At 46.0% G+C, this 20,600-nt stretch carries 20 protein-coding genes; 10 read left to right on the top strand and 10 right to left on the bottom strand.

The genetic code is table 11. The features are described from left to right. Window positions 1–48 precede the first annotated feature (48 nt). The 10 genes from ACZ5KY_RS02250 to ACZ5KY_RS02205 form a co-directional block, all read right to left on the bottom strand. Window positions 49–504 carry a ferritin family protein gene (locus ACZ5KY_RS02250; protein WP_464242284.1) on the bottom strand — a complete coding sequence of 152 codons (456 nt, stop codon included), beginning with the start codon at window positions 502–504 and terminating at the stop codon, window positions 49–51. Window positions 505–588: 84 nt separating this feature from the next. Continuing rightward, a complete protein-coding gene (gene nqrF / locus ACZ5KY_RS02245) occupies window positions 589–1,821 on the bottom strand; it encodes an NADH:ubiquinone reductase (Na(+)-transporting) subunit F (RefSeq protein ID WP_464242283.1) in 1,233 nt (410 codons plus the stop codon). A 34-nt stretch (window positions 1,822–1,855) separates the two neighbouring features. Next, entirely contained in the window at window positions 1,856–2,467 is a 612-nt protein-coding gene (gene nqrE, locus ACZ5KY_RS02240; protein WP_464242282.1) for an NADH:ubiquinone reductase (Na(+)-transporting) subunit E, read from the bottom strand. Window positions 2,468–2,478: 11 nt separating this feature from the next. Continuing rightward, window positions 2,479–3,093, bottom strand: coding sequence for an NADH:ubiquinone reductase (Na(+)-transporting) subunit D (locus tag ACZ5KY_RS02235; RefSeq protein WP_464242281.1), 615 nt, complete (start codon window positions 3,091–3,093; stop codon window positions 2,479–2,481). 2 nt (window positions 3,094–3,095) lie between these two features. Continuing rightward, window positions 3,096–3,869: a Na(+)-translocating NADH-quinone reductase subunit C gene (locus ACZ5KY_RS02230; protein WP_464242280.1), complete on the bottom strand. Its 774-nt coding sequence runs from the start codon at window positions 3,867–3,869 to the stop codon at window positions 3,096–3,098. Then, window positions 3,862–5,025: an NADH:ubiquinone reductase (Na(+)-transporting) subunit B gene (locus ACZ5KY_RS02225; protein ID WP_464242279.1), complete on the bottom strand. Its 1,164-nt coding sequence runs from the start codon at window positions 5,023–5,025 to the stop codon at window positions 3,862–3,864. Before ACZ5KY_RS02225 ends, ACZ5KY_RS02230 begins: the two co-directional genes overlap by 8 nt. 5 nt (window positions 5,026–5,030) lie before the next feature. Further along, window positions 5,031–6,368, bottom strand: a complete 1,338-nt coding sequence (locus ACZ5KY_RS02220) for a Na(+)-translocating NADH-quinone reductase subunit A (RefSeq protein ID WP_464242278.1) — start codon at window positions 6,366–6,368, stop codon at window positions 5,031–5,033. A gap of 478 nt (window positions 6,369–6,846) precedes the next feature. Continuing rightward, complete coding sequence (locus tag ACZ5KY_RS02215; RefSeq protein WP_464242277.1) at window positions 6,847–7,563, bottom strand: PilZ domain-containing protein; 717 nt, start codon at window positions 7,561–7,563, stop codon at window positions 6,847–6,849. 103 nt (window positions 7,564–7,666) lie between these two features. Further along, the gene (locus tag ACZ5KY_RS02210; protein ID WP_464242276.1) at window positions 7,667–9,769 is read right to left on the bottom strand and encodes a carboxy terminal-processing peptidase; all 2,103 of its coding nucleotides are present in this window, start codon (window positions 9,767–9,769) and stop codon (window positions 7,667–7,669) included. A gap of 277 nt (window positions 9,770–10,046) precedes the next feature. Further along, window positions 10,047–12,584, bottom strand: coding sequence for a helicase C-terminal domain-containing protein (locus tag ACZ5KY_RS02205; RefSeq protein ID WP_464242275.1), 2,538 nt, complete (start codon window positions 12,582–12,584; stop codon window positions 10,047–10,049). Window positions 12,585–12,796: 212 nt separating this feature from the next. Here ACZ5KY_RS02205 and ACZ5KY_RS02200 point away from each other — a divergent pair, with 212 nt between their 5' ends. From ACZ5KY_RS02200 to nuoL, 10 genes are all read left to right on the top strand, one after another. Beyond that, the gene (locus tag ACZ5KY_RS02200) at window positions 12,797–13,177 is read left to right on the top strand and encodes an iron-sulfur cluster assembly scaffold protein (RefSeq protein ID WP_464242274.1); all 381 of its coding nucleotides are present in this window, start codon (window positions 12,797–12,799) and stop codon (window positions 13,175–13,177) included. Window positions 13,178–13,534: 357 nt separating this feature from the next. Beyond that, complete coding sequence (locus tag ACZ5KY_RS02195; protein ID WP_464242273.1) at window positions 13,535–13,891, top strand: NADH-quinone oxidoreductase subunit A; 357 nt, start codon at window positions 13,535–13,537, stop codon at window positions 13,889–13,891. After that, window positions 13,882–14,424, top strand: coding sequence for an NADH-quinone oxidoreductase subunit B (locus tag ACZ5KY_RS02190; protein WP_464242272.1), 543 nt, complete (start codon window positions 13,882–13,884; stop codon window positions 14,422–14,424). The genes ACZ5KY_RS02195 and ACZ5KY_RS02190 overlap by 10 nt, the downstream gene beginning before the upstream one ends. A 34-nt stretch (window positions 14,425–14,458) precedes the next feature. Further along, the gene (locus tag ACZ5KY_RS02185; protein ID WP_464242271.1) at window positions 14,459–14,938 is read left to right on the top strand and encodes an NADH-quinone oxidoreductase subunit C; all 480 of its coding nucleotides are present in this window, start codon (window positions 14,459–14,461) and stop codon (window positions 14,936–14,938) included. 36 nt (window positions 14,939–14,974) lie between these two features. Next, the gene (nuoD, locus tag ACZ5KY_RS02180; protein ID WP_464242270.1) at window positions 14,975–16,153 is read left to right on the top strand and encodes an NADH dehydrogenase (quinone) subunit D; all 1,179 of its coding nucleotides are present in this window, start codon (window positions 14,975–14,977) and stop codon (window positions 16,151–16,153) included. Between the two features lie 85 nt (window positions 16,154–16,238). Next, window positions 16,239–17,255 (top strand): NADH-quinone oxidoreductase subunit NuoH, encoded by a 1,017-nt coding sequence (gene nuoH, locus ACZ5KY_RS02175; RefSeq protein WP_464242269.1) that lies wholly within the window; start codon window positions 16,239–16,241, stop codon window positions 17,253–17,255. A gap of 27 nt (window positions 17,256–17,282) precedes the next feature. Next, the gene (locus ACZ5KY_RS02170) at window positions 17,283–17,678 is read left to right on the top strand and encodes a NuoI/complex I 23 kDa subunit family protein (RefSeq protein WP_464242268.1); all 396 of its coding nucleotides are present in this window, start codon (window positions 17,283–17,285) and stop codon (window positions 17,676–17,678) included. Window positions 17,679–17,698: 20 nt separating this feature from the next. Then, window positions 17,699–18,211 (top strand): NADH-quinone oxidoreductase subunit J, encoded by a 513-nt coding sequence (locus tag ACZ5KY_RS02165; RefSeq protein WP_464242267.1) that lies wholly within the window; start codon window positions 17,699–17,701, stop codon window positions 18,209–18,211. Between the two features lie 24 nt (window positions 18,212–18,235). Next, window positions 18,236–18,538 carry an NADH-quinone oxidoreductase subunit NuoK gene (gene nuoK, locus ACZ5KY_RS02160; RefSeq protein WP_464242266.1) on the top strand — a complete coding sequence of 101 codons (303 nt, stop codon included), beginning with the start codon at window positions 18,236–18,238 and terminating at the stop codon, window positions 18,536–18,538. A 46-nt stretch (window positions 18,539–18,584) separates the two neighbouring features. Beyond that, window positions 18,585–20,564 carry an NADH-quinone oxidoreductase subunit L gene (gene nuoL / locus ACZ5KY_RS02155; protein WP_464242265.1) on the top strand — a complete coding sequence of 660 codons (1,980 nt, stop codon included), beginning with the start codon at window positions 18,585–18,587 and terminating at the stop codon, window positions 20,562–20,564. The last annotated feature ends 36 nt before the right edge of the window (window positions 20,565–20,600 follow it).

The following is a 20,600-nucleotide window of genomic DNA, read 5'->3' as shown; positions in this document are numbered from 1 at the left end:
TCAAATGACGTGGCCCCATAATCACATATAAATAACGCGAACAATTAACTACATGTCGTTAATCCCAAGAGCTATACGGGATTTCTGGTGTTTTTCTTGTTCTTCCATTTGGAGCAAGTTTTCGAAAATCTCACGAACTTCAGGAGTTGAAGCTGTGTCTGCGACACCTTTGTACGATGCTATTAAGCAGTTGTCAATCGTTTGACCAATCTTTAGTACGTCATCAACTGACATCGTTGGTGAGTATTTAATGGCATTGAGAGGTTCAAAGGTGCGCTGGTCTTGTGCGTATTGATACCAAGTGTTAAGCGCTTGAGAAGATACCGATTGTTCGAAGTCTTCTAATGCTTTGGCAAGATGTATCTCATGGCGAATTAAATAGTCCAATAATAATTTCACACGTGAACTTTGAGCTTTATCTGCGAGTTGCTGGTAAAAATCGCTTACTTGACAGTGGAAATTACGAGCATAGGCTAAAATCTCTTTTGCTTGTCCGTATGGCATAACAATCCCTCCAGAATAAAGTACGCCCTCTTGCGTATACGATTAAAGCGTAACACAAGAGGGCGTTATTTCAACTATTACTGATTAGCCACCAAAGTCATCGAACATAACGTTTTCACGTTCTACACCTTGATCAAGCAGCATCTGCGTTACCGCATTTGCCATCATTGGGGGACCGCACATGTAGTATTCGCAGTCCTCAGGAGCTTCATGATCCTTGATGTACTCATCGAAGAGAACTTGATGAATAAATCCAGTGTAGCCTGTCCAATTGTCTTCTGGCATTGGGTCAGACAGAGCAATATGCCAACTGAAGTTAGGATATTTCTCTTGAAGACCGTTAAACTCTTCAACGTAGAACATCTCTTTTAAGCTACGAGCACCATACCAGTAGGTCATCTTACGGGTAGAGTTCAAGCGAAGCAATTGATCCAAGATGTGGGAACGCATAGGCGCCATTCCAGCACCACCACCAACGAAGACCATCTCGTTTTGTGTGTCACGAGCAAAGAACTCACCGTATGGGCCTGAAATTGTAACTTTGTCGCCTGGCTTCAAGTTGAAAATGAAGGAAGACATTTGTCCTGGAGGTGCATCAGGTGCATTTGGAGGTGGAGGACATACTCGCACGTTAAGCATAATCATCCCTTTTTCAAGAGGGAAGCTCGCCATGGAATAGGCACGCATAATTGGCTCTTTTACTACCGATTTATTGTCCCAAATGTTGAATTTATCCCAATCAGACCGGTACTCTTCTTCAATGTCAAATTCAGAGTAAGATATTACGTGAGCAGGTGCTTCGATCTGAATGTAACCACCAGCACGGAAATCGCAATCCTCACCTTCAGGAAGATCAACAATAAGTTCTTTGATGAAGGTTGCTTTGCCATCGTTTGATCTAACGGTACATTCCCATTTTTTGATATCAAAGATTTCAGCTGGGATACCGAGTTTCATGTCTTGCTTAACACCAACTTGGCAGCCTAGACGTAAACCATCACGTGCTTGACCTTTGGTGATAAAACCAGTCTCAGTAGGTAAAATGTCACCTCCACCATCATAAACGTGAACATGACATTGACCACAAGTACCACCGCCACCACATGCTGAAGGGATAAAGATACCCTGTTCAGCTAAGGCACCGAGGAGTTTACCGCCAGGTTTGGTTACAATTGTTTTACTTGGGTCGTCGTTGATGAAAAAACTAATGTCACCGCTGGGCACCAAGCTCTTCCGTGCTACCAAAATAATGGCAACCAGAGCTAGGATGACACCGGTAAACATCGTACATCCGGCTATTACAAGTGTGAAATCCATACTATTCATCCAATCTTTAGTATCTGCTTTAAAACTACGAAAATTTCAGCCCGGAAAATGCCATAAACGACATTGCCATTAAGCCAACGATGATGAAGGTGATTCCAACACCGCGTACCCCTTTAGGGACATCGCTATAGGTCAGCTTTTCACGAATACCGGCTAACAGACAGATTGCCAAGGCGAAGCCAACGCCAACTCCTGCGCCGTAAACGGCACTTTCTCCAAAGTTGAGGTCTTTATTGACCATGAACAATACCGCACCAAGGATGGCGCAGTTGACCGTAATTAATGGCAGGAAAATTCCCAAGGCATTGTAGAGAGCTGGAAAATATTTATCGAGCGCCATCTCCAGAATCTGTACAATTGCAGCGATAACTCCGATATAGCAAATTAAACCGAGAAAGCTCAGATCAAGGTTAGGATATCCTGCCCATGCTAGTGCTCCCTTTTTTAATAAAAATGTGTAGAGGAGATTGTTGACTGGGACTGTAATGACCTCAACAGCAATAACCGCTGCACCCAGCATTAACGCGGTATCTACTTTTTTAGATACAGCGATAAAAGTACACATGCCTAAAAAGAAAGTTAAGGCGATGTTGTCGATAAATACAGATTCAAAAAATATTGTAAAATAATGTGACATAACGTCTATTCCTATTCTTGGAGTTCAGGCTTCCAGGTCCGCAAACCCCAGATGATAAAGCCAATCAGGAAGAAGGCGCTGGGTGCCAGCAGCATCAAGCCGTTAGTAACATACCAACCGCCATCATTGACAGGGCTGAGAATAGTCAGGCCGAAAAGCTTACCTGAACCGAACAGTTCCCGAACAAAGCCGACGGCTAAAAGCACCAGACCGTAGCCTAGACCGTTGCCGATGCCATCAAGGAAACTCAATCCAACTGAGTTTTTCATCGCAAATGCTTCAGCACGACCCATAACAATGCAGTTGGTGATAATCAGACCAACATATACCGATAGAGCTTTACTCATTTCGTAAGCAAAGGCCTTGAGCATCTGGTCGATGATAATAACTAGCGTTGCAATAATGGTCATCTGAACGATGATACGAATGCTGTTAGGAATATGGTTGCGAATTGCACTAATTGACGCATTTGAAAATGCAGTAACAAGTACTACTGCAATCGTCATTGTTAGTGCCGTCGACAATTTGTTTGTAACCGCCAAAGCAGAACAGATACCAAGAATCTGGAGTGCGATGGGGTTGTTATTAAATAATGGATCCAGCAGTGCGTCTTTTGCTTTTGCCATGATTAACCTCTCTCTGCTTTTAGTTTGGCTATGAATGGGGCGAAACCGTGCTCACCAAACCAGTAGCGAACGATGCCATGTACCCCTTTGCTGGTGTTTGTTGCGCCAGCAAGGCCATCAATTGTGTTTATAGCATCCGAAGCGCTTGGGTTGAACTTGCCGTTTTTCACGACCTTTAGAGCGACAGTACCTGAGTTGGAATAGATTTGCTTACCAGGCCATTGAGATTTCCAGCGTGGGTTGTCAACTTCAGCACCCAGACCCGGAGTCTCGCCGTGGCTGTAAAAGGTTAATCCATTAATTGTCGTGCCATCAGTTGCGACAGAAACGTAACCGTACATCATTCCACCGAAACCAATTCCACGGATTGGCAGAACTGCAGCGCCGCTCTTTTCAACGTAAACCGCAGCATATTTAGCGCGAGTGCGGATTCCTGCAACATCAAGATCGGCAGGTATTTCGACCGACAATTCTGGGTTGTCGACGGCTTCTTTTTGATTGTATGTTGCAGCATCAACTGCGGTCGTGTATTCGCCCGTAGCTAGATCAACAATTTTAAGCTCAAAGTTCGCCGTGAAGAGTTCATCTACATCACCGCCATCATTAATTTGCTGCTGGTACCCACCTGCAGCAAGGACGGTTTGGCGAAGTTCCAATCGCTGGTTAACTGCTTCTTTATCGATCCGTACGATTGCTGCGAGGCAAACGAGAACCGAGCAGACAACACACAGCAGGAAGGCGACCAAAAATGTTTTAAATATGGAGTCATTAGACATGGCGCATCTTCCTTTTCTTGATGTGTGCATTGACGACCAGGCGGTCGATCAATGGTGCAGAAACACTACCGAACAGGATGATGATGCCAACACTCTCAGGCATCATTGGGTTAAATACCCGAACAGTAACAACGAGAAGACCAATAAGAAGGCCATAGATCCACTGACCTTTAGTCGTCATCGCTGCTGATGAGTGATCTGTCGCAAGGAATACCATACCAAAAGCAAGGCCACCAAGAACAAGGTGCCATGCAGGACTCATTGCTTCAGGGTTAAACATGCATAAGGCTGAAGACAGACCAATAACACCCAAAAGGACCGCAGCAATGATTCGCCATGAAGCGATTCCACTAATGATCAGAACAACTGCACCAAATAAGCATGCTAAGGCTGAGGTTTCGCCCATGCTGCCTGGGATTGTGCCAAGAAAAGCTGATTGCCAAGTAATTCCTTGAGCCATAATGCTTGGGACACCGTCGCTTAGAGCCATAGCAAGTGGTGTTGCTCCCGTATAGCCATCAACGGCTGTCCATACTGCATCGCCTGACATGGAACCAGAATATGCGAAGGACATAAAGACCCATGCAAGTAACGCAGGGCTTAGGAAGTTCATGCCAATACCGCCGAATATTTCGCGGCCAATAACAACACCAAAAGAAGTAGCAATAGCAACTTGCCACAATGGTGCTGTTGGAGGCATGAGAAGAGCAATGATTACTGCAGTTACAAGAAACCCAGCATCAATGCTTTTCTTACGCATTGATGCGAAAACGGTAACCCAGATTGCTTGAGTGATTAGCGCAATGAGAAGAACGGGTAAAAATGAACCTGCGCCAGTAATCAGGTTAGCAAGGAGTGAGGTGCTATCACTGAATCCTGGAAGTTGGCTAATTTGGCCAGCTGCCAGCATTTGATTCAATGTTAGATTTTCTTGGAAACCACTGTTCCATATTGCCATCATGATGCATGGCAACAGCGCGAGCATTATGATGCTCATCACCCGCTTGTGGTTGATACTGTCCCGAACTTGAACCGTACCAGTTGTTACGGTTGCGGGAGAGTATAGGGTTGTGTCGATCGCTTCGTGTAGGGCAGCGTACTTTTCCCACTTACCACCCTTATCAAAGTGAGGTTTCAATTCGTCGAGTAATTTCACGGCTCTTATCCCTCTTTCTCGATAGTGGTTAGTGTGTCTCGCAGCATAGTGCCGTAATCATTTTTACCCGAACAGACATAAGTACAGAGGGCGAGGTCTTCCTCAGCCAACTCCATGCAGCCTAAAAGTTGAGCTTGGTCTTCATCGTTAGCAGCAAGGCTACGTAACAAGAAGTTAGGTAGAATGTCGAGGGGCATTACCTTTTCAAATGAACCAATGGCTAAGATATTGCCACTGCGGCCATACTGGCTTGTGTTCATTGAAGAGGATGGGCCGCCGGTAAAGGCTGACAGAAAAGCTCGTTTGATTGAGAATTTGTCGTCACCAGCAGTAAGTGATGCAAGGAATTCACGCTCACGCTTCTCGGGTAGGGCAGAAACTTGTTGATGGAAGCGGCCTAGGAATGCCAGCGGTCCTTCAGCAATTGTACCGTCAAGCACAGAACCTGAGACAATACGTTGCTCGCCGTTAGCTAGTTCACCGGCAGTCAACTCTTGGAGCGATGCGCCGATTCGAGTACGAATTAAGCGAGGCTTGTTGACACTTGGTCCAGCTAGGGCAATGATTTTCTCTACAGGAATTTTTCCTGTGGTGAAAAACTTGCCAAAGGCAATAACATCTTGATAGCCAATAGACCAAACCGTTTTATTCTCATTGACCGGGTCGAGAAAGTGGATGTGAGTTCCAGCCAAACCAGCAGGATGTGGTCCGTCAAACTCTTCACAACTTGTTCCTGCAACCTTAGGAAGTACCACGTTTGGCTTCTGGCAGATAAAGACATTGCCCTCAGTGAGGCGGGTCAATACCTTGAGGCCATTTGTGAACGCTTGCTCCTCCTCTTTAATGATCAGCTCTGCTTTCGCTGCAAGAGGGTTGGTGTCCATCGCTGTAACAAAAATGGACCGAGGTGTGCTGTCGATCGCTGGAGCTTTGCTGTATGGGCGAGTTTTGAACGATGTCCATAGCCCTGAGTCAACAAGGTTTGTAACAACGGTCTCACGCGCTAGGTTATCGAGCTCAGCTTCGGTTGATGATGTAAACACTTCAGCATCGTCACCGTTGAGTTCGATAACAACCGATTGCAACGCCCGGCGATCACCACGATTGATTGCAACAACTTTACCGCAACCAGGAGCAGTGTACTTAACACCTTCTGTTTTTTTGTCCATAAAAAGTACTTGGCCAAGCTTTACTTGGTCGCCTACTTTTACATTCATACTTGGCTTCATGCCGACATAATCTGGGCCCAGAACCGCAACGGTTTTGATGGCAGGTCCGTCATAAATTTTTTGTTCAGGGCTACCGGTGATCGGCAAATCCAAGCCCTTATCAATTTTGATCATTTCCAATGCACTTTCTAAAAAGGGTTGAGAATCAATCTATGTTCAACTTTGCTTGATTTCGCTCTGGGGATTCAGAGGCGGTGTGCAAAATAGACGCAGTTGATTGGATCGCTCACGCCTTTATTCGGTCCTGCACGAACTGTTGTAGTCTTCATTTAATACATACCTCCCCTTTCAAATAAAACCAAACGCCGGATCTCGAGATCTCTCAAAATCATCGGCACCACATAAGCATTGTGAATAATACTACGATTACTCACTCAAATACTCTCATCAAATTGTATACAGTATATAGTATATATTTAACGGTTAGTATTACGATGTAATGCATATCTGTGTCAATAGCGGATGATGGAAAATGGCTGAAAGATGTCATTTCTGAAGTATTTTGGCTGGAAATAGCTAATATGTTGTCAGTGTAGGGTTTTTCTAGTTTAAATGTATGTATTTTCTATACAGCTTGATGGGGTATTTGTTGCTATTTCCCCGGGGCTTCAACGCCCTTGATGAAGTTACGTAATGCAAACAAATCAGAGACTTTAAGTGAAGCAAATTGGAGGCCAAATCCACCTGGCATTTCAGGGTGGGAAGGTTGTTCGCTGTGGTTGTGCCACGTGACAACACCTTGGCAAAGAATAGGATTCTCTGCCGTGGATAGATCTAGCTGTATGAAGACGGTTTCGTCAATTTTGGGTAGATGTTCGGTGGCAATAAATACACCACCGCTACTCAAGTTAAATGCACACGCTGTGCGAAGGATGTCTTCGTTGAGGCCAAAGTGGATGAGTAGGCTCGTTTGCTTCCGAGAAAATGAACGGTGGGAAAGTCCTAGAATCCGTCGGGCTGAAGCGAGGAAAAGGTGGGTGTTGATTGGCGTAAATAAAACGTCAGCGGGTCGGTCATGGAGAACGTGGTTGCTTTCGGCGAGTTTGCTACTGTCGACAATCGTCACCATCGGAATTGATGAAATTCGATTGTCCTCTCTGAGGAGGCGGCAGAAGGTGAAATCATTTTGGTTGCAAGAGGGTGATGCAAAGATGATATCTGGCGTATCTCCGCGCGCTTGCTTTAAGAGGTCAGCGCAATCTTTACCCACGTAAATTGTGAAGCCCTCGCGCGCAGAAAAGTTGTCATCGATCGTGAGAAGGTCTTTTACTGTTTCAGAGATAAGGATTTTTTTTTGTTTCACCGTCATGCAAATAAGGCCTTCCTCTGATTGGTGTCGCCCCCTTTGTGTTGAAGGCACAGAATGATTATTGTTAACAACATGACGTATGTTGTGCGGTGGTGCAAGCTCTTTAATCTAAGGGTAGGTCTCTAATCAGGGCAATGGCTTCTAGTACATATGGGTCGGTACTGATTGTCGTTTGCCACTTTTTATCGTCATTGCTTGGTTCGTGTGAAGGAAGTTCGCCAGCGTCTGTTTCGTCATCCGCGTCACGTGAGTTTCTTTCAGTGATGATACTCGCTAACAGGAGGTTGCGCTGAGTGTTTTCTATTCGACTCTGTGTTTTGAGTGATTGTTCGCTGATCTTCTGCATTTTCAAGCTTGTGCTGACGCGCTGTTCGCTTGCTTGTTTTAATCTGGCAATGGGAAGTGTGTTTGGTAATGGTTGGTAATCACTGCTGAGAATCGTGTCCCAAGGCATAGAGTAATCAAGATATTGCTCGCCACTTTTAATCGACTTAAAGCGGTCAGGGAGGGCAATGTCGGCCTCAATTCCACGATATTGAGTTGAGTCGCCACTGATGCGGTAGAATTTTTGTACCGTGATCTTAAGCGCGCCAAGAGGTTTGAACTTCTCCATATTGCGTAGTGGCATGTTTTGATCGAGGTCAATCACCGCTTGAACGGTCCCTTTGCCGTGGGTGTGCTCGCTGCCCACAATGATTGCCCGGTGGTAATCTTGTAGGGCGCCTGCGAGGATCTCTGAAGCTGAAGCGCTAAATTTGTTCACCAGCACAATGAGTGGTCCAGCATATTGCACGGCTGGATCGTGATCAGAGAGTACTTCAATTTTACCGGTACTGTCTTTGATTTGGACAACGGGGCCTTCTTTGATAAAGAGGCCAGTCGTGTCAACGGAGTCAGAAAGTGATCCGCCACCATTATTACGCAGGTCGAGGATCAGGCCGCTGATGTTCTGTTGCTGAAGGGTGATTAGTTCTGCGAGGGTGTCATCGGTAACGTTGCGCGCATCGTCAGCGCCATTGTTGAAATCACGGTAAAAGCTTGGGATTTTTAAGTAACCATAGAGTTCGTCGTCATCGGGCTGTTCAATGACGGTGGATTTGACAAATGTTTCTTTTATTTGCACCACTTCTCGAATGATTTTGATGATTTTTCGTGAGCCATCGGCCTTACGCACGTGGAGTCTTACTTCTGTCCCTTTGGGGCCACGAATTAGAGTTACGGCATCACGAATACGCGTATCAGTAATATCGACAGGTTCCTGATCGCCTTCAGCGACCTTGAGGATTGTATCTTCACTTTCAAGTTGGCCATCTTGCTCTGCTGCACCGCCAGGGATGACATTGACGACTTTGATGTAGCCATCCTCTTCACGTAGCAAGGCACCGATCCCTTCAAGCGATCCGCGCATGTGGATATCAAAATCTTCTTTTTGATCAGGTGGTAGATAGTTACTGTGTGGATCGTAGGCTCGAGAGATGGAATTTAGGTAGCGGTCGAAGTGGTCTTTGCGCTGGTCTTGGAGCATTCGTTCTAGGAGATGGGTGTAACGTTTGGCAACTTTCTCTCGTGCTTGCTCACGTAGTTGGGTGTCTGTAGCGATGACAACTTCTTCTTGAGTGTCAGCAGGTTCTTCACTTGTGGTGAAAGTTGTTTTTTCATCTTGCTCATCCTTGAGGTCAAGGTAGCGGTTTGCGACTTGGTATTTTAACGTTTTGCGCCAGCGTTCACGAAGTTGTTCGTCGGTCTGGCAGAACGTGAGTTTTTTGGTGTCTGTTTCTAGCTCTTCTGAGAGAGTTAGGTCGAACGGATTGGCTAGGAGGTCGAGGATCATCTTTTTAACGATGGGGATTCGTTGGCTCATGATCTCGCTGCTGTAGATAGGCAGGTGGATCATGCCGCGTCGAATTTCATTGTCGATATAGTTTTCATAGGCTCCAAGCATTTTGATGTCTGTTTGGAGTAGGAATCTTTTTTGAGCATCAAGTTGCTTAATGTACAGATCAAACGCAGCGATTGAAAGCTCGTCGTTAAGGCGTTTGTGGCTGTAGTGGTGTCTGGTGAGGTGCTCGCTGACGATATATCCCAGTAGCTTTGCCCGTTCTGGGTTGAGTTCGTGATCGGGGAGCGAGTTGGCTGCCACGTTCGTTGCGGAAAAAGTAAGGCAGAAAAATAGGATGTAGAGGGTGGTGCGGTGGAAAATGTTCATATGATTGCGTATCCTTTGGCAGGTTGTCGATTTATTATCCACCAACATTAGCATAAACAATTGCTTTAAATGAAAAAAAAGGCCGACAGCTGGGAAGCTGCCGGCCAAAAAGTAGGAGGTTTTTAGGGGAAAACCTTTTCCTGCTGTTGATGGCTAAACTATACCGAGTTGTTTAATTGGCGAACACGTGCGAGTGCGTAAAAATTTGAGAGAATGTGGCCGGCACTTGACTGTGCATTTACACAGCCGACAGTATGGTCCCTGAGGGCTCAAGCAGCTATGCATCGCTGTCGTTTGTTGTGGTTTGGTCGAAAAAGGTGGCCAGGGTCTGTTGTATCTCGGCCGCTGGTGCTTTGATCTGGCGCGCAGGCGGCAGCGAGTTGAGAAATAGGCGGCCGTAGCGTTTGCTAATAACCCGCTTGTCGAGAATAAGGACGACACCGCGGTCGTTGCGGTGGCGGATGAGACGACCAAACCCCTGTTTGAGCCGTATAATCGCTTGTGGTACGGTGTAGAGCATGAATGGGTTTCCCCCTTGTTGCTCAATCGCTTCGCTGCGGGCAATCTGTATCGGTTCGGTGGGCACTCGAAACGGTAGCCGGGTGATAATGATCTGTTCCAAGGCTCGGCCTGGAACATCAACGCCTTCCCAGAATGAGTCAGTACCAAAGAGGATATTTCCGTCGCCATGTTTAAACTGCTCAATCATTTGGTGACGAGAGGTCTGTCCCTGGCACATGCAGTGAAAGCCATGGGCATTAAGGGGTGCGTCAAGCTGGTTATAGATTTTTTTCAGTAATGTGTAGGCTGTGAACAGGATGAAAGTGCGGCCATGCGATGCGCGAACAGCTGCTTCAATCTGTTCGGATAGCATGGTGGCAAAGTGGTCATGGTTGGGCTCGACGATATCAGTAGGGACCGCGATGACCGCTTGATTGGCGAAGTCGAAGGGCGATTCGATCTGTCGTTCAGTGCGCCGTTCTGGCGGGCAGAGGTCAAGCCCGCTACGTTGATTGAAAAAAATAAAGCTATGGTTTGTTGTTAGGGTAGCACTCGTTAGGATGATGGTGCGAAAGCGATCATATAGGGCCCGCTTGAGCTTATGTGCCACGTTGATTGGCGCCATGTTTAGCCACAGTACCATCTCTCGGTTGCGTCCTAGCCCCGGGGTGATCTCAATCCAGGTGCATGCGTGATCATCCAGGGTTAAGAGGAGGTTGAGATCGTTGCTGAGCCCGGCGAGGCGGTCGCACACGCCTTGAGTATCAGTGAGGCTGCCGATAAGCGCTTCTGCTGTCTTGTCAGGCAGGTTTTTGTTGCACTCTTTTAGCAGCCGCTCAAGTTTTGTGGTAATTTCGGCACTTTCTTTCGCTAGCGGGGTCAGGCTTTTTCTGAGCTCTTTCCAGTCCGACGTTTGTGCTTCTATTGCGGTGATGCGCCAGCGTAAATCATTGCGTGATGATGTGTGCTCTATTGATTGAGAAAGTGCGTCGCGTTGTGACTGGAATTGTTGATGAGAATTGTCGCGTAGTTGGCGGCAGCATGAAACGAGCTCCTCAATCTGAGTATAGAGGGAATCGTAGAGTATGGCCTCAGTATCAGGCAGTTCTTTTGCGAGGCTGCTGAGCAGCCGTGGCAATAGGCCGCGCTCTTGCTTGCGAGGGTGGCATAATCTATTCAGGATTCGTGAGAAGCTGAACTCACTGATGCGGATGGAAAAATTTCGTGTTGCTGCATCCTCGAGGTGGTGTGCTTCGTCGATAACAATACGGCTGTAGGGTGGAAGGACGGCGGCCGCTGAATAGTTTTCAGTCTGTGAGCGAACGGCTAGGTCAGACATGAGTAGTGAATGATTGACAATTAGCAGGTCTGCATGGGCCGCACGACGGCGAGCTTTGTGAAAGAAACAGCGGGTGTAGTGCGGGCAGCGAGTTCTTGGACATTGGTCCATCTCGCAACATACCTCATTCCATACTTGGCTGGCTGGGACGATGTTGAGCTCATCTTTGCTGCCGCCTTTAGTGTCTGTTGCCCAACTGCGTAGGTTTTCAAGGTCGCTGGTGTGCTCGTTGTTAAATAAATCGGGTTCGCGGTAGGCATTATCAAGGCGCCGCAAGCAAAGGTAGTTGCTGCGTCCTTTGACTAAAACAGCTTGAAAATCTTGGTTGATTGCTTTTTTGAGTAACGGTAAGTCTTGGCGAACCAACTGTTCCTGCAGATTAATGGTGTTGGTAGAGATGGCTATCGGTTCTTCGTTGCCAAGGGACCACAGTATCGCGGGAATAAGGTAGGCGAGACTTTTTCCCGTCCCTGTTCCTGCTTCAATGGTTGCAAGTTTGTCTTGATTGAAGGCTTCAGCACAGTCAAATGCCATGCGTAGTTGCTCGGGCCGCTCTTCATAGTTTCCGAGGTGTTGCGCCAGCGGCCCTTCAGGGCCGAGATGTGCCGCAAGTATTTCGGGTTTGAGTAGCTGTTGTGCTTGAGGTGGGCATGCCTCGACAACTTTATACACGTTTTCAACAGTGTTATCCACAATGTGGAAACCGATCCCTTGTTCGCCAAGGGTCGCAGCGATGCTGAGGTCGGCATTGGATGGGGTTAGATTTCCAGAAGGATGGTTGTGGATAACTGTGTCGCCGCTATGGCATCGGCTAAGTAGCGCAGGAACCGATTGTTTGTTGCCGCGTGCGAGAACCGTTACGCTCCAAATGGATAAGTTAGTATCGGTGTGTCCAAGAAAAAAAACTTCATTGCCGTGACTGTCGGCGATCGCTTGGCGCATAGAGAGCCGACTGCTTTGACTGTATGATTTCATTGAGGTGGTCTACGCATTTTCTTAGAGTGTTAAAGTTGATGTTCTTCTTATATCATTAAAATAGTGAAGGTGACGCTTTTAAATATCTAGACAACTGTGTTGTTGTCCTTGACTCGGCAGGGCAAGCACTTTAGAATCCAGACAAAAGTCAGACAGAATTGGTCAAGTAAAGACAAGCTAGTGTATTAACTTGTGTGGGAGAATTTATAGTTATGTATACCGATAAGGTGATGGACCATTTTTCGAATCCGAGAAATGTCGGACAGATTGAGCACCCAAACGTTGTGGTAAAGGTTGGTGATCCAGGCTGTGGGGATGCGGTATTGATCTTTTTAAAGATCGATAACGATATTATCACAGACGTGAAGTATAAGGTCTATGGATGCGGTGCCGCGATTGCCACCACATCAATGGCCAGCACCATGATCATGGGTAAGTCGTTGGACGAAGCCCTTGAGGTGACCGATGACACAGTAGCTGAAGCTCTTGGTGGTTTGCCTGAAACGAAAATGCATTGTTCGAACTTGGCGGCGACAGCGATTCGTGCCGCGGTGACGCGCTACTTGCACCCACCAGAAAGTGCAGAGTCTTAGCCTGAAATCTGGGGTAAAATTTTCACAGTTGATACGTTAGGTAGGAAGAAAGCCCTGAATCGAACTTATTCGAATCAGGGCTTTTTTTGTCGATTGAGGTTAGATTAGGGTGTTTACGCTGGGTAAAATAAAGCAAAAAAGTGACATTTTTGACCCCGTATACGGGGTGTAAAATCTGGTACCATTCTAGTGTAAGTAGCTGTACTTTATAGTGTTTACGCTGCCTTGATTGCATACTGTATACTATATTTTTAACTTGACAAAGCCGTGATTTTGACTTAACTTGCACGACGCTGAAATGAGTAAAATATGTCTGTTTGTATGACATGAATTAACCCTGTCTGGAGGAGCTGTTTCATGCTTGAGAGTTATCTACCGATACTCGTCCTCATAGCCATCGCGCTGATGTTCGCATTGGGTTCGGTGACTTTTTCATTCTTGTTTGGGCCAAAGAAGCCAAGTGCGGTTAAACTTGCCCCATATGAGTGCGGTATGCCTCTTATCGGAACTGCTCGCGAGCGGTTTTCCGTTAAATTTTACATTGTCGCTATGCTATTCATTTTGTTCGACATCGAGACGGTATTTCTATATCCGTGGGCTGTTGTCTTCAAGAAGTTGGGCGTATTTGGTTTTGTAGAGATGGGCGTCTTTATCGTGATCTTGTTAGTTGGTTACGTTTACGTCTGGAAAAAAGGAGCATTGGAATGGGAGTAGTACAAGGAGTTGAGCAAAGCTCTGAGCCTGACTACAGTAAGGTCTTAGGGAACAACATTATGACCACCTCACTTGATTTGGTGGTTAACTGGGCGCGCTCCCGTTCATTGTGGCCCATGACCTTTGGTCTTGCTTGTTGCGCGATTGAGATGATGTCTACAGGTGCAGCGCGTTTTGACCTCGACCGGATGGGGGTTCTCTTTAGAGCCTCACCCCGTCAGGCTGACGTTATCATTATTGCGGGTACCGTTACGCATAAGATGTTGCCAGTTATTGAAGTTGTTTATGAGCAGATGCCTGAGCCCAAGTATGTTATCGCAATGGGCGCTTGTGCTTCCTCAGGTGGTGTGTTTGATACCTACAGTGTCGTGCAGGGGATTGATCAGATCCTCCCTGTTGATGTTTATATTCCAGGTTGTCCACCACGTCCCGAAGGGTTGTTGTACGGGTTGATTAAGCTGCAAGAGAAGATTATGCGTGAGCGTAATAGTTTCGGAGCTGCTATCGGTGCAGGTGATGTTATCCAGGGCTAGTTGTTTGCTAGAACCGAACAGATAGGAAAATAGTATGAGCCAAGCTGTTGTAACAAAGCTGAAGGGTGCCTACGCCGCATCTGTCCTTGAAGTTAAGGAATATCGGGGCGAGGTGACGGTTACGGTAAAGAAAGAGGATATTGTAGCGATTTGCCAATTCCTGAAGGATGAAGCTGGTTATAATTTCCTGTGTGACCTTTGTGGTGTGGACTATTTAGGGCAACAACCACGGTTTATGGTTGTATATAATCTCTATAATATTACTACCAAGGAGCGGTTGCGCGTCAAGGTAGCTGTCGAGGAAGAAGACGCTAAGGTGGATACTGTTTCCACTGTCTGGTCTACAGCGAACTGGCATGAGCGTGAGTGCTGGGATTTGATGGGCATTGCTTTTAATAATCACCCTGATCTTCGTCGTATTCTTATGGCGGAAGACTGGGAAGGCCATCCATTGCGTAAAGATTATCCACTTCAAGGACCTGGTCGCGAATTGTATCAGGGCCGAATTTCATAATCTAGCGCATTACCGATCTAAATAACGAGGCTTGAAATGGCTAAAAAAGAGACGATGACAATAAATATGGGGCCGCAACATCCGTCAACGCACGGTGTGTTGCAGTTGGTTCTTGAACTGGACGGCGAGACCGTTGTCAGTGCCGTACCCCATATCGGTTTTCTCCATCGTGGGGTGGAAAAACTAGCCGAAAATCGTAGTTACCACCGTACGCTTCCATTGACGGACCGCCTTGATTACTTGGCGCCTATGAGTAATAACCTTGGCTATGTGTTGGCCGTGGAGAAGTTGCTCGGAATTACCGATAAAATTCCTGAGCGAGCAAAAGTTGTTCGGGTAATGATGTCAGAGCTGACGCGGATCAAGAGTCACTTAGTTTGGTTAGCGACACATGCTCTTGATATCGGTGCTATGACCGTCTTTTTATATTGTTTCCGTGAGCGTGAAGATATCATGGATATGTATGAAAAACTTTCGGGTGCACGTATGACATCAAACTACTTCCGTGTTGGGGGGTTGTCGTTGGATCTTCCCGAAGGGTTTGAGGATGATGTGCTTAAGTTTATCGATGGTATGCCAGCTCACCTTGAGACGTATGAAGGTCTTTTGACGGGTAACAAGATTTGGCAAAAGCGTACCATCGGCGTCGCTGAAATCAGTGCAGAAGATGCTATTGATATTGGCCTTACTGGCCCAGTATTGCGTGCTAGTGGCGTTGATTGGGATCTGCGCCGAGATAACCCGTACTCAGGTTACGAAGACTATGAGTTTGAGGTTATAACACGTGACGGGTGCGATACTTTTGATCGTTATAAGTTGCGTCTCGATGAGATGCGTGAATCGTGTAAGATTATCCGCCAAACTCTCGATAAATTACAACCTGGTCCGATCCTTGCGGATGTTCCATCAGTTTGCCTACCTGCAAAACAAGATGTTACCAACAGCATTGAAGGTTTGATTCACCAATTCAAAATTATCACTGAAGGCTTTAAACCTGAGCCTGGTGAGGTGTATCAAGGCATTGAAGCGCCAAAAGGTGAATTAGGTTATTACATTATTTCAGACGGTACAGCTAACCCGTTCCGTATGAAGATTCGACCTCCATCGTTTGTCAACCTTCAAGCGTTGCCACAGATGATTGAGGGCAAATTGCTGGCGGATGTTGTCGCAGCAATTGGAACGCTAGATATTGTCTTGGGTGAAATTGACCGTTAGTAAGTAGTGGCTTGGTATTTGCCAGCCTTAAGTGTCCTGCTTACATATAAATGGCAGGAATAGAGAAGAAGGAAAGAGGAAAATCATGCCAGAAATGCTTAGCCTCTCGAATGACCCGATATTGTTTTTAAGCGTCATGCTTGCCAAGATCTTGGTAGTGTTTATCGTGGTTATTTTGATCGTTGCTTATGCAACATATGCCGAGCGGAAAATCATTGGTCGGATGCAGACACGACTTGGACCCACTATGACGGGCCCATTTGGATTGTTGCAACCAATCGCTGATGGTTTGAAGCTGTTTTTTAAGGAAGATATCATCCCCTCGCAAGCAAGTAAGTTAGCCTTTGTTCTTGCGCCGATGATGATTTTAGTTCCTGCCTTTATTACTGTGGCCGTTATCCCTTTTGGTGGTTATGTCGTTATTGAAGGCTATACGGTACCGTTGCAGATCACCGATCTCAATGTTGGTATCCTTTATATCCTCGCGATGGCAGGTCTTGGTGTTTATGGGATTGTTCTCGCAGGCTGGGCCTCAAACAATAAATATTCTTTGTTGGGTGGTGTTCGTTCGGCAGCGCAAATGGTTTCCTATGAACTTGCTGCTGGACTCTCCATTATTGCGGTGTTCATGCTTTCAGAAACATTGAGTCTGCGTGGCATTGTAGATGCTCAAGCAGGATCAATGTTCAACTGGTATATTTTCTCTCAGCCGCTAGCATTTTGTCTGTTTGTGATTACGTCACTAGCTGAAATTAATCGGACACCGTTTGACTTGCCTGAGGCTGAAACTGAGTTAGTTTCTGGTTTCTGTACTGAATATTCGTCGATGAAATACGCATTGTTTTTCATGGCGGAGTACGCAAACATGATTGTTGTTTCGGCTCTAGTTGCGACGCTATTTCTTGGTGGCCCCGCTGGTCCTTTTGCCGGTCCGATTAATCTACTCTTCAAGATCTTTGGTTTTATGTTCTTGTTTATTTGGATTCGCGCCACGTTCCCACGTGTTCGCTATGACCAGCTGATGTTTATGGGCTGGAAAGTGTTCTTGCCGTTAGCATTGCTGAACATTGTCATTACTGGTGCTGTCGTAGTTTTTTTATGATGTAACCCCTGTTCAAAGGATCGACCCATGATTAAAGAGTTTATTCAGGGCCTAAGCATAACGGCAAAGCATCTTTTGCCGGGTCATTCAACTACGGTTGATTATCCCAAACAGAAGCTCGAACCGTCTGAGCGATTTCGTGGTTTACACCGTTTGGTGCCTGACCATGATCGTGAAAAATGTGTCGCATGTTATCTGTGCCCAACGGTTTGCCCGGCAAAATGTATAACTGTGGAGGCCGGCGAGGATGCTAACGGTAAAAAGTATCCGACCGTTTACCAGATTGATATGCTGAGATGCATCTTTTGTGGATACTGCGTTGAAGCATGTCCCGTTGACGCGATTGAAATGACTGGTGAGTACGAATTGGCCAATTATAAGCGTGAAGACTTCTGCTTCACCAAGGAGCGTTTGCTCAAATAATCGGTATAGGAGCCACACTCATGGAATTATTGCAGCTGTTCTTCTTTTATCTTGTCGCGTTTGTCGCGATTCTTTCAGGGTTTTGTGTGATCACATGCAAAAACCCGATCAATAGCGCTATCTCATTGGTCATGACATTTTTCTGTCTTGCAGTCTTTTATGTCATGTTGCATGCACCGTTTATGGCTGTCGTGCAGATTATGGTTTACGCTGGCGCTATCATGGTATTGATCATCTTTGTCATGATGTTGCTAAATCAAGGCTCAGAAGTTGTGTCACGTTATCGTCATGCCGTTACGGGTGCATTTGTCGCCGCCGGATTGATGATGGTTCAAGTGATTATCACCATCAAGCAGGGTGACGTAAGTAGCACTGTTGGCCCGATTAATAGTGAAGTAATTGAAACCGTTGGACACACTGAGCTGATTGGTCAAGCGATGTTCACCGAATTTCTACTTCCGTTCGAAATCGCTTCGATTTTACTGTTGGTGGCCATTGTTGGTGCCGTTGTATTAGCGAAACGGGAAGTATAAAATTTAGGAGCAGGAGTTTTTATCATGATTACGATCACTCACTATATGGTTTTAAGTGCCATCTTGTTCTCAATGGGAACGGTTGGTGTCTTAACCCGGAAAAATGCCATAGTTGTTTTTATGTGCGTAGAGTTGATGCTTAATTCCGTCAACCTCACCTTTATCGCACTTTCAAGTCATCTCGGTAATATGGATGGTCAGATATTTGTATTTTTCATTATGACCGTTGCTGCTGCTGAAGCTGCTGTAGGCCTTGCGCTTATGATCGCCTTCTTCCGTAACAGTGATTCCATAGATGTTGAGGACTTCAGCCTGTTGAAATGGTAACTTCTTCAGGGCTGTTGATAGTTCAGTCCGCCTAGAGGAGATGTAGATGTACGATAACTTATGGCTCATTCCGTTATTCCCTTTTATCGGGTTTTTAATCAACGGGTTATTGGGCAAAAAAATCAAAAATGAAAAGGTGATTGGGTCTATTGCAACCCTTGCAATCTTCAGTTCATTTTTAGTGTCTTGTAACTACTTTTTCAAATTGCTTGATGATCCTGAAAAAGTTCACGAAGTAATTATTTGCAGTTGGATGACTGTTGGTACCTTACAAGTAGACTGGGGCTTCTTGCTTGATCCTCTTTCTGCCTTGATGATCATGAATGTAACAGGTCTAGCGACGCTGATTCATCTTTACTCAATTGGTTATATGCATGGCGAAGAGGGCTACTATCGCTTTTTCTCCTACCTGAACCTATTTAGTTTTGCGATGCTAATGCTTGTTCTTGGTAACAATGCTCTCGTCATGTTTGTTGGCTGGGAGGGCGTTGGTCTGTGTTCTTACCTTCTTATTGGTTACTACTTTGAGAAGAAGAGCGCGAGCGATGCCGGTAAGAAAGCATTCGTTGTTAACCGTGTTGGTGACTTTGGTTTCCTCCTCGGTCTATTTACCCTGTTCTGGTCTTTAGGCAATGAGGGTGTGTGGACAGTTCGCTTTACTGAGATCTCTGCCAATGTCCATCTGCTCGAAAATGGTGGCATCGTTGTTACTGTTATCACCTTGTGCTTCTTTCTTGGTGCGACAGGCAAATCAGCACAGATTCCACTCTATACATGGCTTCCAGATGCGATGGAAGGCCCGACACCAGTATCTGCATTGATCCACGCAGCGACAATGGTTACTGCGGGTGTCTATATGATCGCACGGATGAATGGTCTGTTTGCTATGTCACCTGATACCATGATGGTGATTGCTATCGTTGGTGCTTCGACAGCCCTATTTGCTGCAACCATTGGCTTAGCCCAGAACGATATCAAACGTGTCCTTGCTTATTCAACCGTATCGCAATTAGGTTACATGTTCTTAGCGATGGGCGTAGGCGCATTTGGCGCTGGTATCTTCCATCTTCTTACTCATGCATTCTTTAAGGCCTGCCTGTTCTTGGGTTCAGGCTCCGTCATTCATGGTATGCATCATGCTTATCATCATGCACATTTAGATGATGATGCACAGGATATGCGTAACATGGGTGGCTTACGTAAGAAGATGCCGATCACATTTATTACGTTCTTTATTTCTACCTTGGCTATTTCAGGAATCCCATTTTTCTCAGGCTTCTTCTCTAAAGATGAGATCCTTTGGTGGTCATTAGCATCAACGCGTGGGCACTGGATTCTTTGGGTTATGGGTGCACTCGCCGCGATGATGACGGCATTTTATATGTTCCGTCTCGTCTTTATGACCTTCTTTGGTGAGCAGAAAACTGATGCTCGCGCAAAGGATCATATCCCTGAGTCGCCATTGGTGATTACTTTACCGCTGATGATTCTTGCTGCTTTAGCAATGTTTGGCGGTCTACTAGGTATTCCTCATGTCTTAGGTAAAGTTCTCGGACATGTGCCAAATTTACTTGAGAACTTCCTAGCTCCAGTATTCGAGCAGACACAGCACCTGCATGGGATTCATGCTCACGGTAGTGCCGCAACAGAATATACCTTTATGGGTATCTCGGTTGGTATCGCTGTTGTCGGAATCGGTACAGCGTGGTTGCTTTATTGCAAAAACCAAGAACTCCCTGGCAAAATTGTGGCGAAATTTCCTCGACTTCATCGCGCTATCTATAACAAGTGGTACATCGATGAGTTCTATGATGCGTTGATCATCAACCCAACAAAGAAATTAGGCACAGTGTTGTGGCTTTTCTTTGACGTACGTATTGTCGATGGCTTGGTAAATGGTCTTGGTTGGATCGTTAAGGGAAGTGGTCGCGCGCTACGTTATACGCAAACCGGTTATACACACAACTATGCGATGTCGATGGTGGTTGGTGTTGTAGTTATCATTGCTGTCTGTGTCTTTAATTAAATGATAACTGTGACTATAACCTCATATACAAGGAGC

The sequence above is a fragment of the Desulfuromonas svalbardensis genome (assembly GCF_055389415.1).
Note: the sequence above shows the minus strand (reverse complement) of the source record. Positions and strands in the feature narration are given on the sequence as shown.

Bases quoted from the DNA above. Each gene is read 5' to 3' on its own strand.
- ACZ5KY_RS02165 (WP_464242267.1), top strand. From the start codon at position 17,699: ATGGAATTATTGCAGCTGTTCTTCTTTTATCTTGTCGCGTTTGTCGCG.
- ACZ5KY_RS02210 (WP_464242276.1), bottom strand. From the start codon at position 9,769: ATGAACATTTTCCACCGCACCACCCTCTACATCCTATTTTTCTGCCTT.
- ACZ5KY_RS02190 (WP_464242272.1), top strand. From the start codon at position 13,882: ATGGGAGTAGTACAAGGAGTTGAGCAAAGCTCTGAGCCTGACTACAGT.
- ACZ5KY_RS02215 (WP_464242277.1), bottom strand. From the start codon at position 7,563: ATGACGGTGAAACAAAAAAAAATCCTTATCTCTGAAACAGTAAAAGAC.
- ACZ5KY_RS02205 (WP_464242275.1), bottom strand. From the start codon at position 12,584: ATGAAATCATACAGTCAAAGCAGTCGGCTCTCTATGCGCCAAGCGATC.
- nuoK (WP_464242266.1), top strand. From the start codon at position 18,236: ATGATTACGATCACTCACTATATGGTTTTAAGTGCCATCTTGTTCTCA.
- ACZ5KY_RS02235 (WP_464242281.1), bottom strand. From the start codon at position 3,093: ATGGCAAAAGCAAAAGACGCACTGCTGGATCCATTATTTAATAACAAC.
- ACZ5KY_RS02200 (WP_464242274.1), top strand. From the start codon at position 12,797: ATGTATACCGATAAGGTGATGGACCATTTTTCGAATCCGAGAAATGTC.
- ACZ5KY_RS02185 (WP_464242271.1), top strand. From the start codon at position 14,459: ATGAGCCAAGCTGTTGTAACAAAGCTGAAGGGTGCCTACGCCGCATCT.
- ACZ5KY_RS02250 (WP_464242284.1), bottom strand. From the start codon at position 504: ATGCCATACGGACAAGCAAAAGAGATTTTAGCCTATGCTCGTAATTTC.
- ACZ5KY_RS02230 (WP_464242280.1), bottom strand. From the start codon at position 3,869: ATGTCTAATGACTCCATATTTAAAACATTTTTGGTCGCCTTCCTGCTG.
- nqrE (WP_464242282.1), bottom strand. From the start codon at position 2,467: ATGTCACATTATTTTACAATATTTTTTGAATCTGTATTTATCGACAAC.
- nuoL (WP_464242265.1), top strand. From the start codon at position 18,585: ATGTACGATAACTTATGGCTCATTCCGTTATTCCCTTTTATCGGGTTT.
- nqrF (WP_464242283.1), bottom strand. From the start codon at position 1,821: ATGGATTTCACACTTGTAATAGCCGGATGTACGATGTTTACCGGTGTC.
- ACZ5KY_RS02220 (WP_464242278.1), bottom strand. From the start codon at position 6,368: ATGATCAAAATTGATAAGGGCTTGGATTTGCCGATCACCGGTAGCCCT.
- nuoD (WP_464242270.1), top strand. From the start codon at position 14,975: ATGGCTAAAAAAGAGACGATGACAATAAATATGGGGCCGCAACATCCG.
- nuoH (WP_464242269.1), top strand. From the start codon at position 16,239: ATGCCAGAAATGCTTAGCCTCTCGAATGACCCGATATTGTTTTTAAGC.
- ACZ5KY_RS02195 (WP_464242273.1), top strand. From the start codon at position 13,535: ATGCTTGAGAGTTATCTACCGATACTCGTCCTCATAGCCATCGCGCTG.
- ACZ5KY_RS02170 (WP_464242268.1), top strand. From the start codon at position 17,283: ATGATTAAAGAGTTTATTCAGGGCCTAAGCATAACGGCAAAGCATCTT.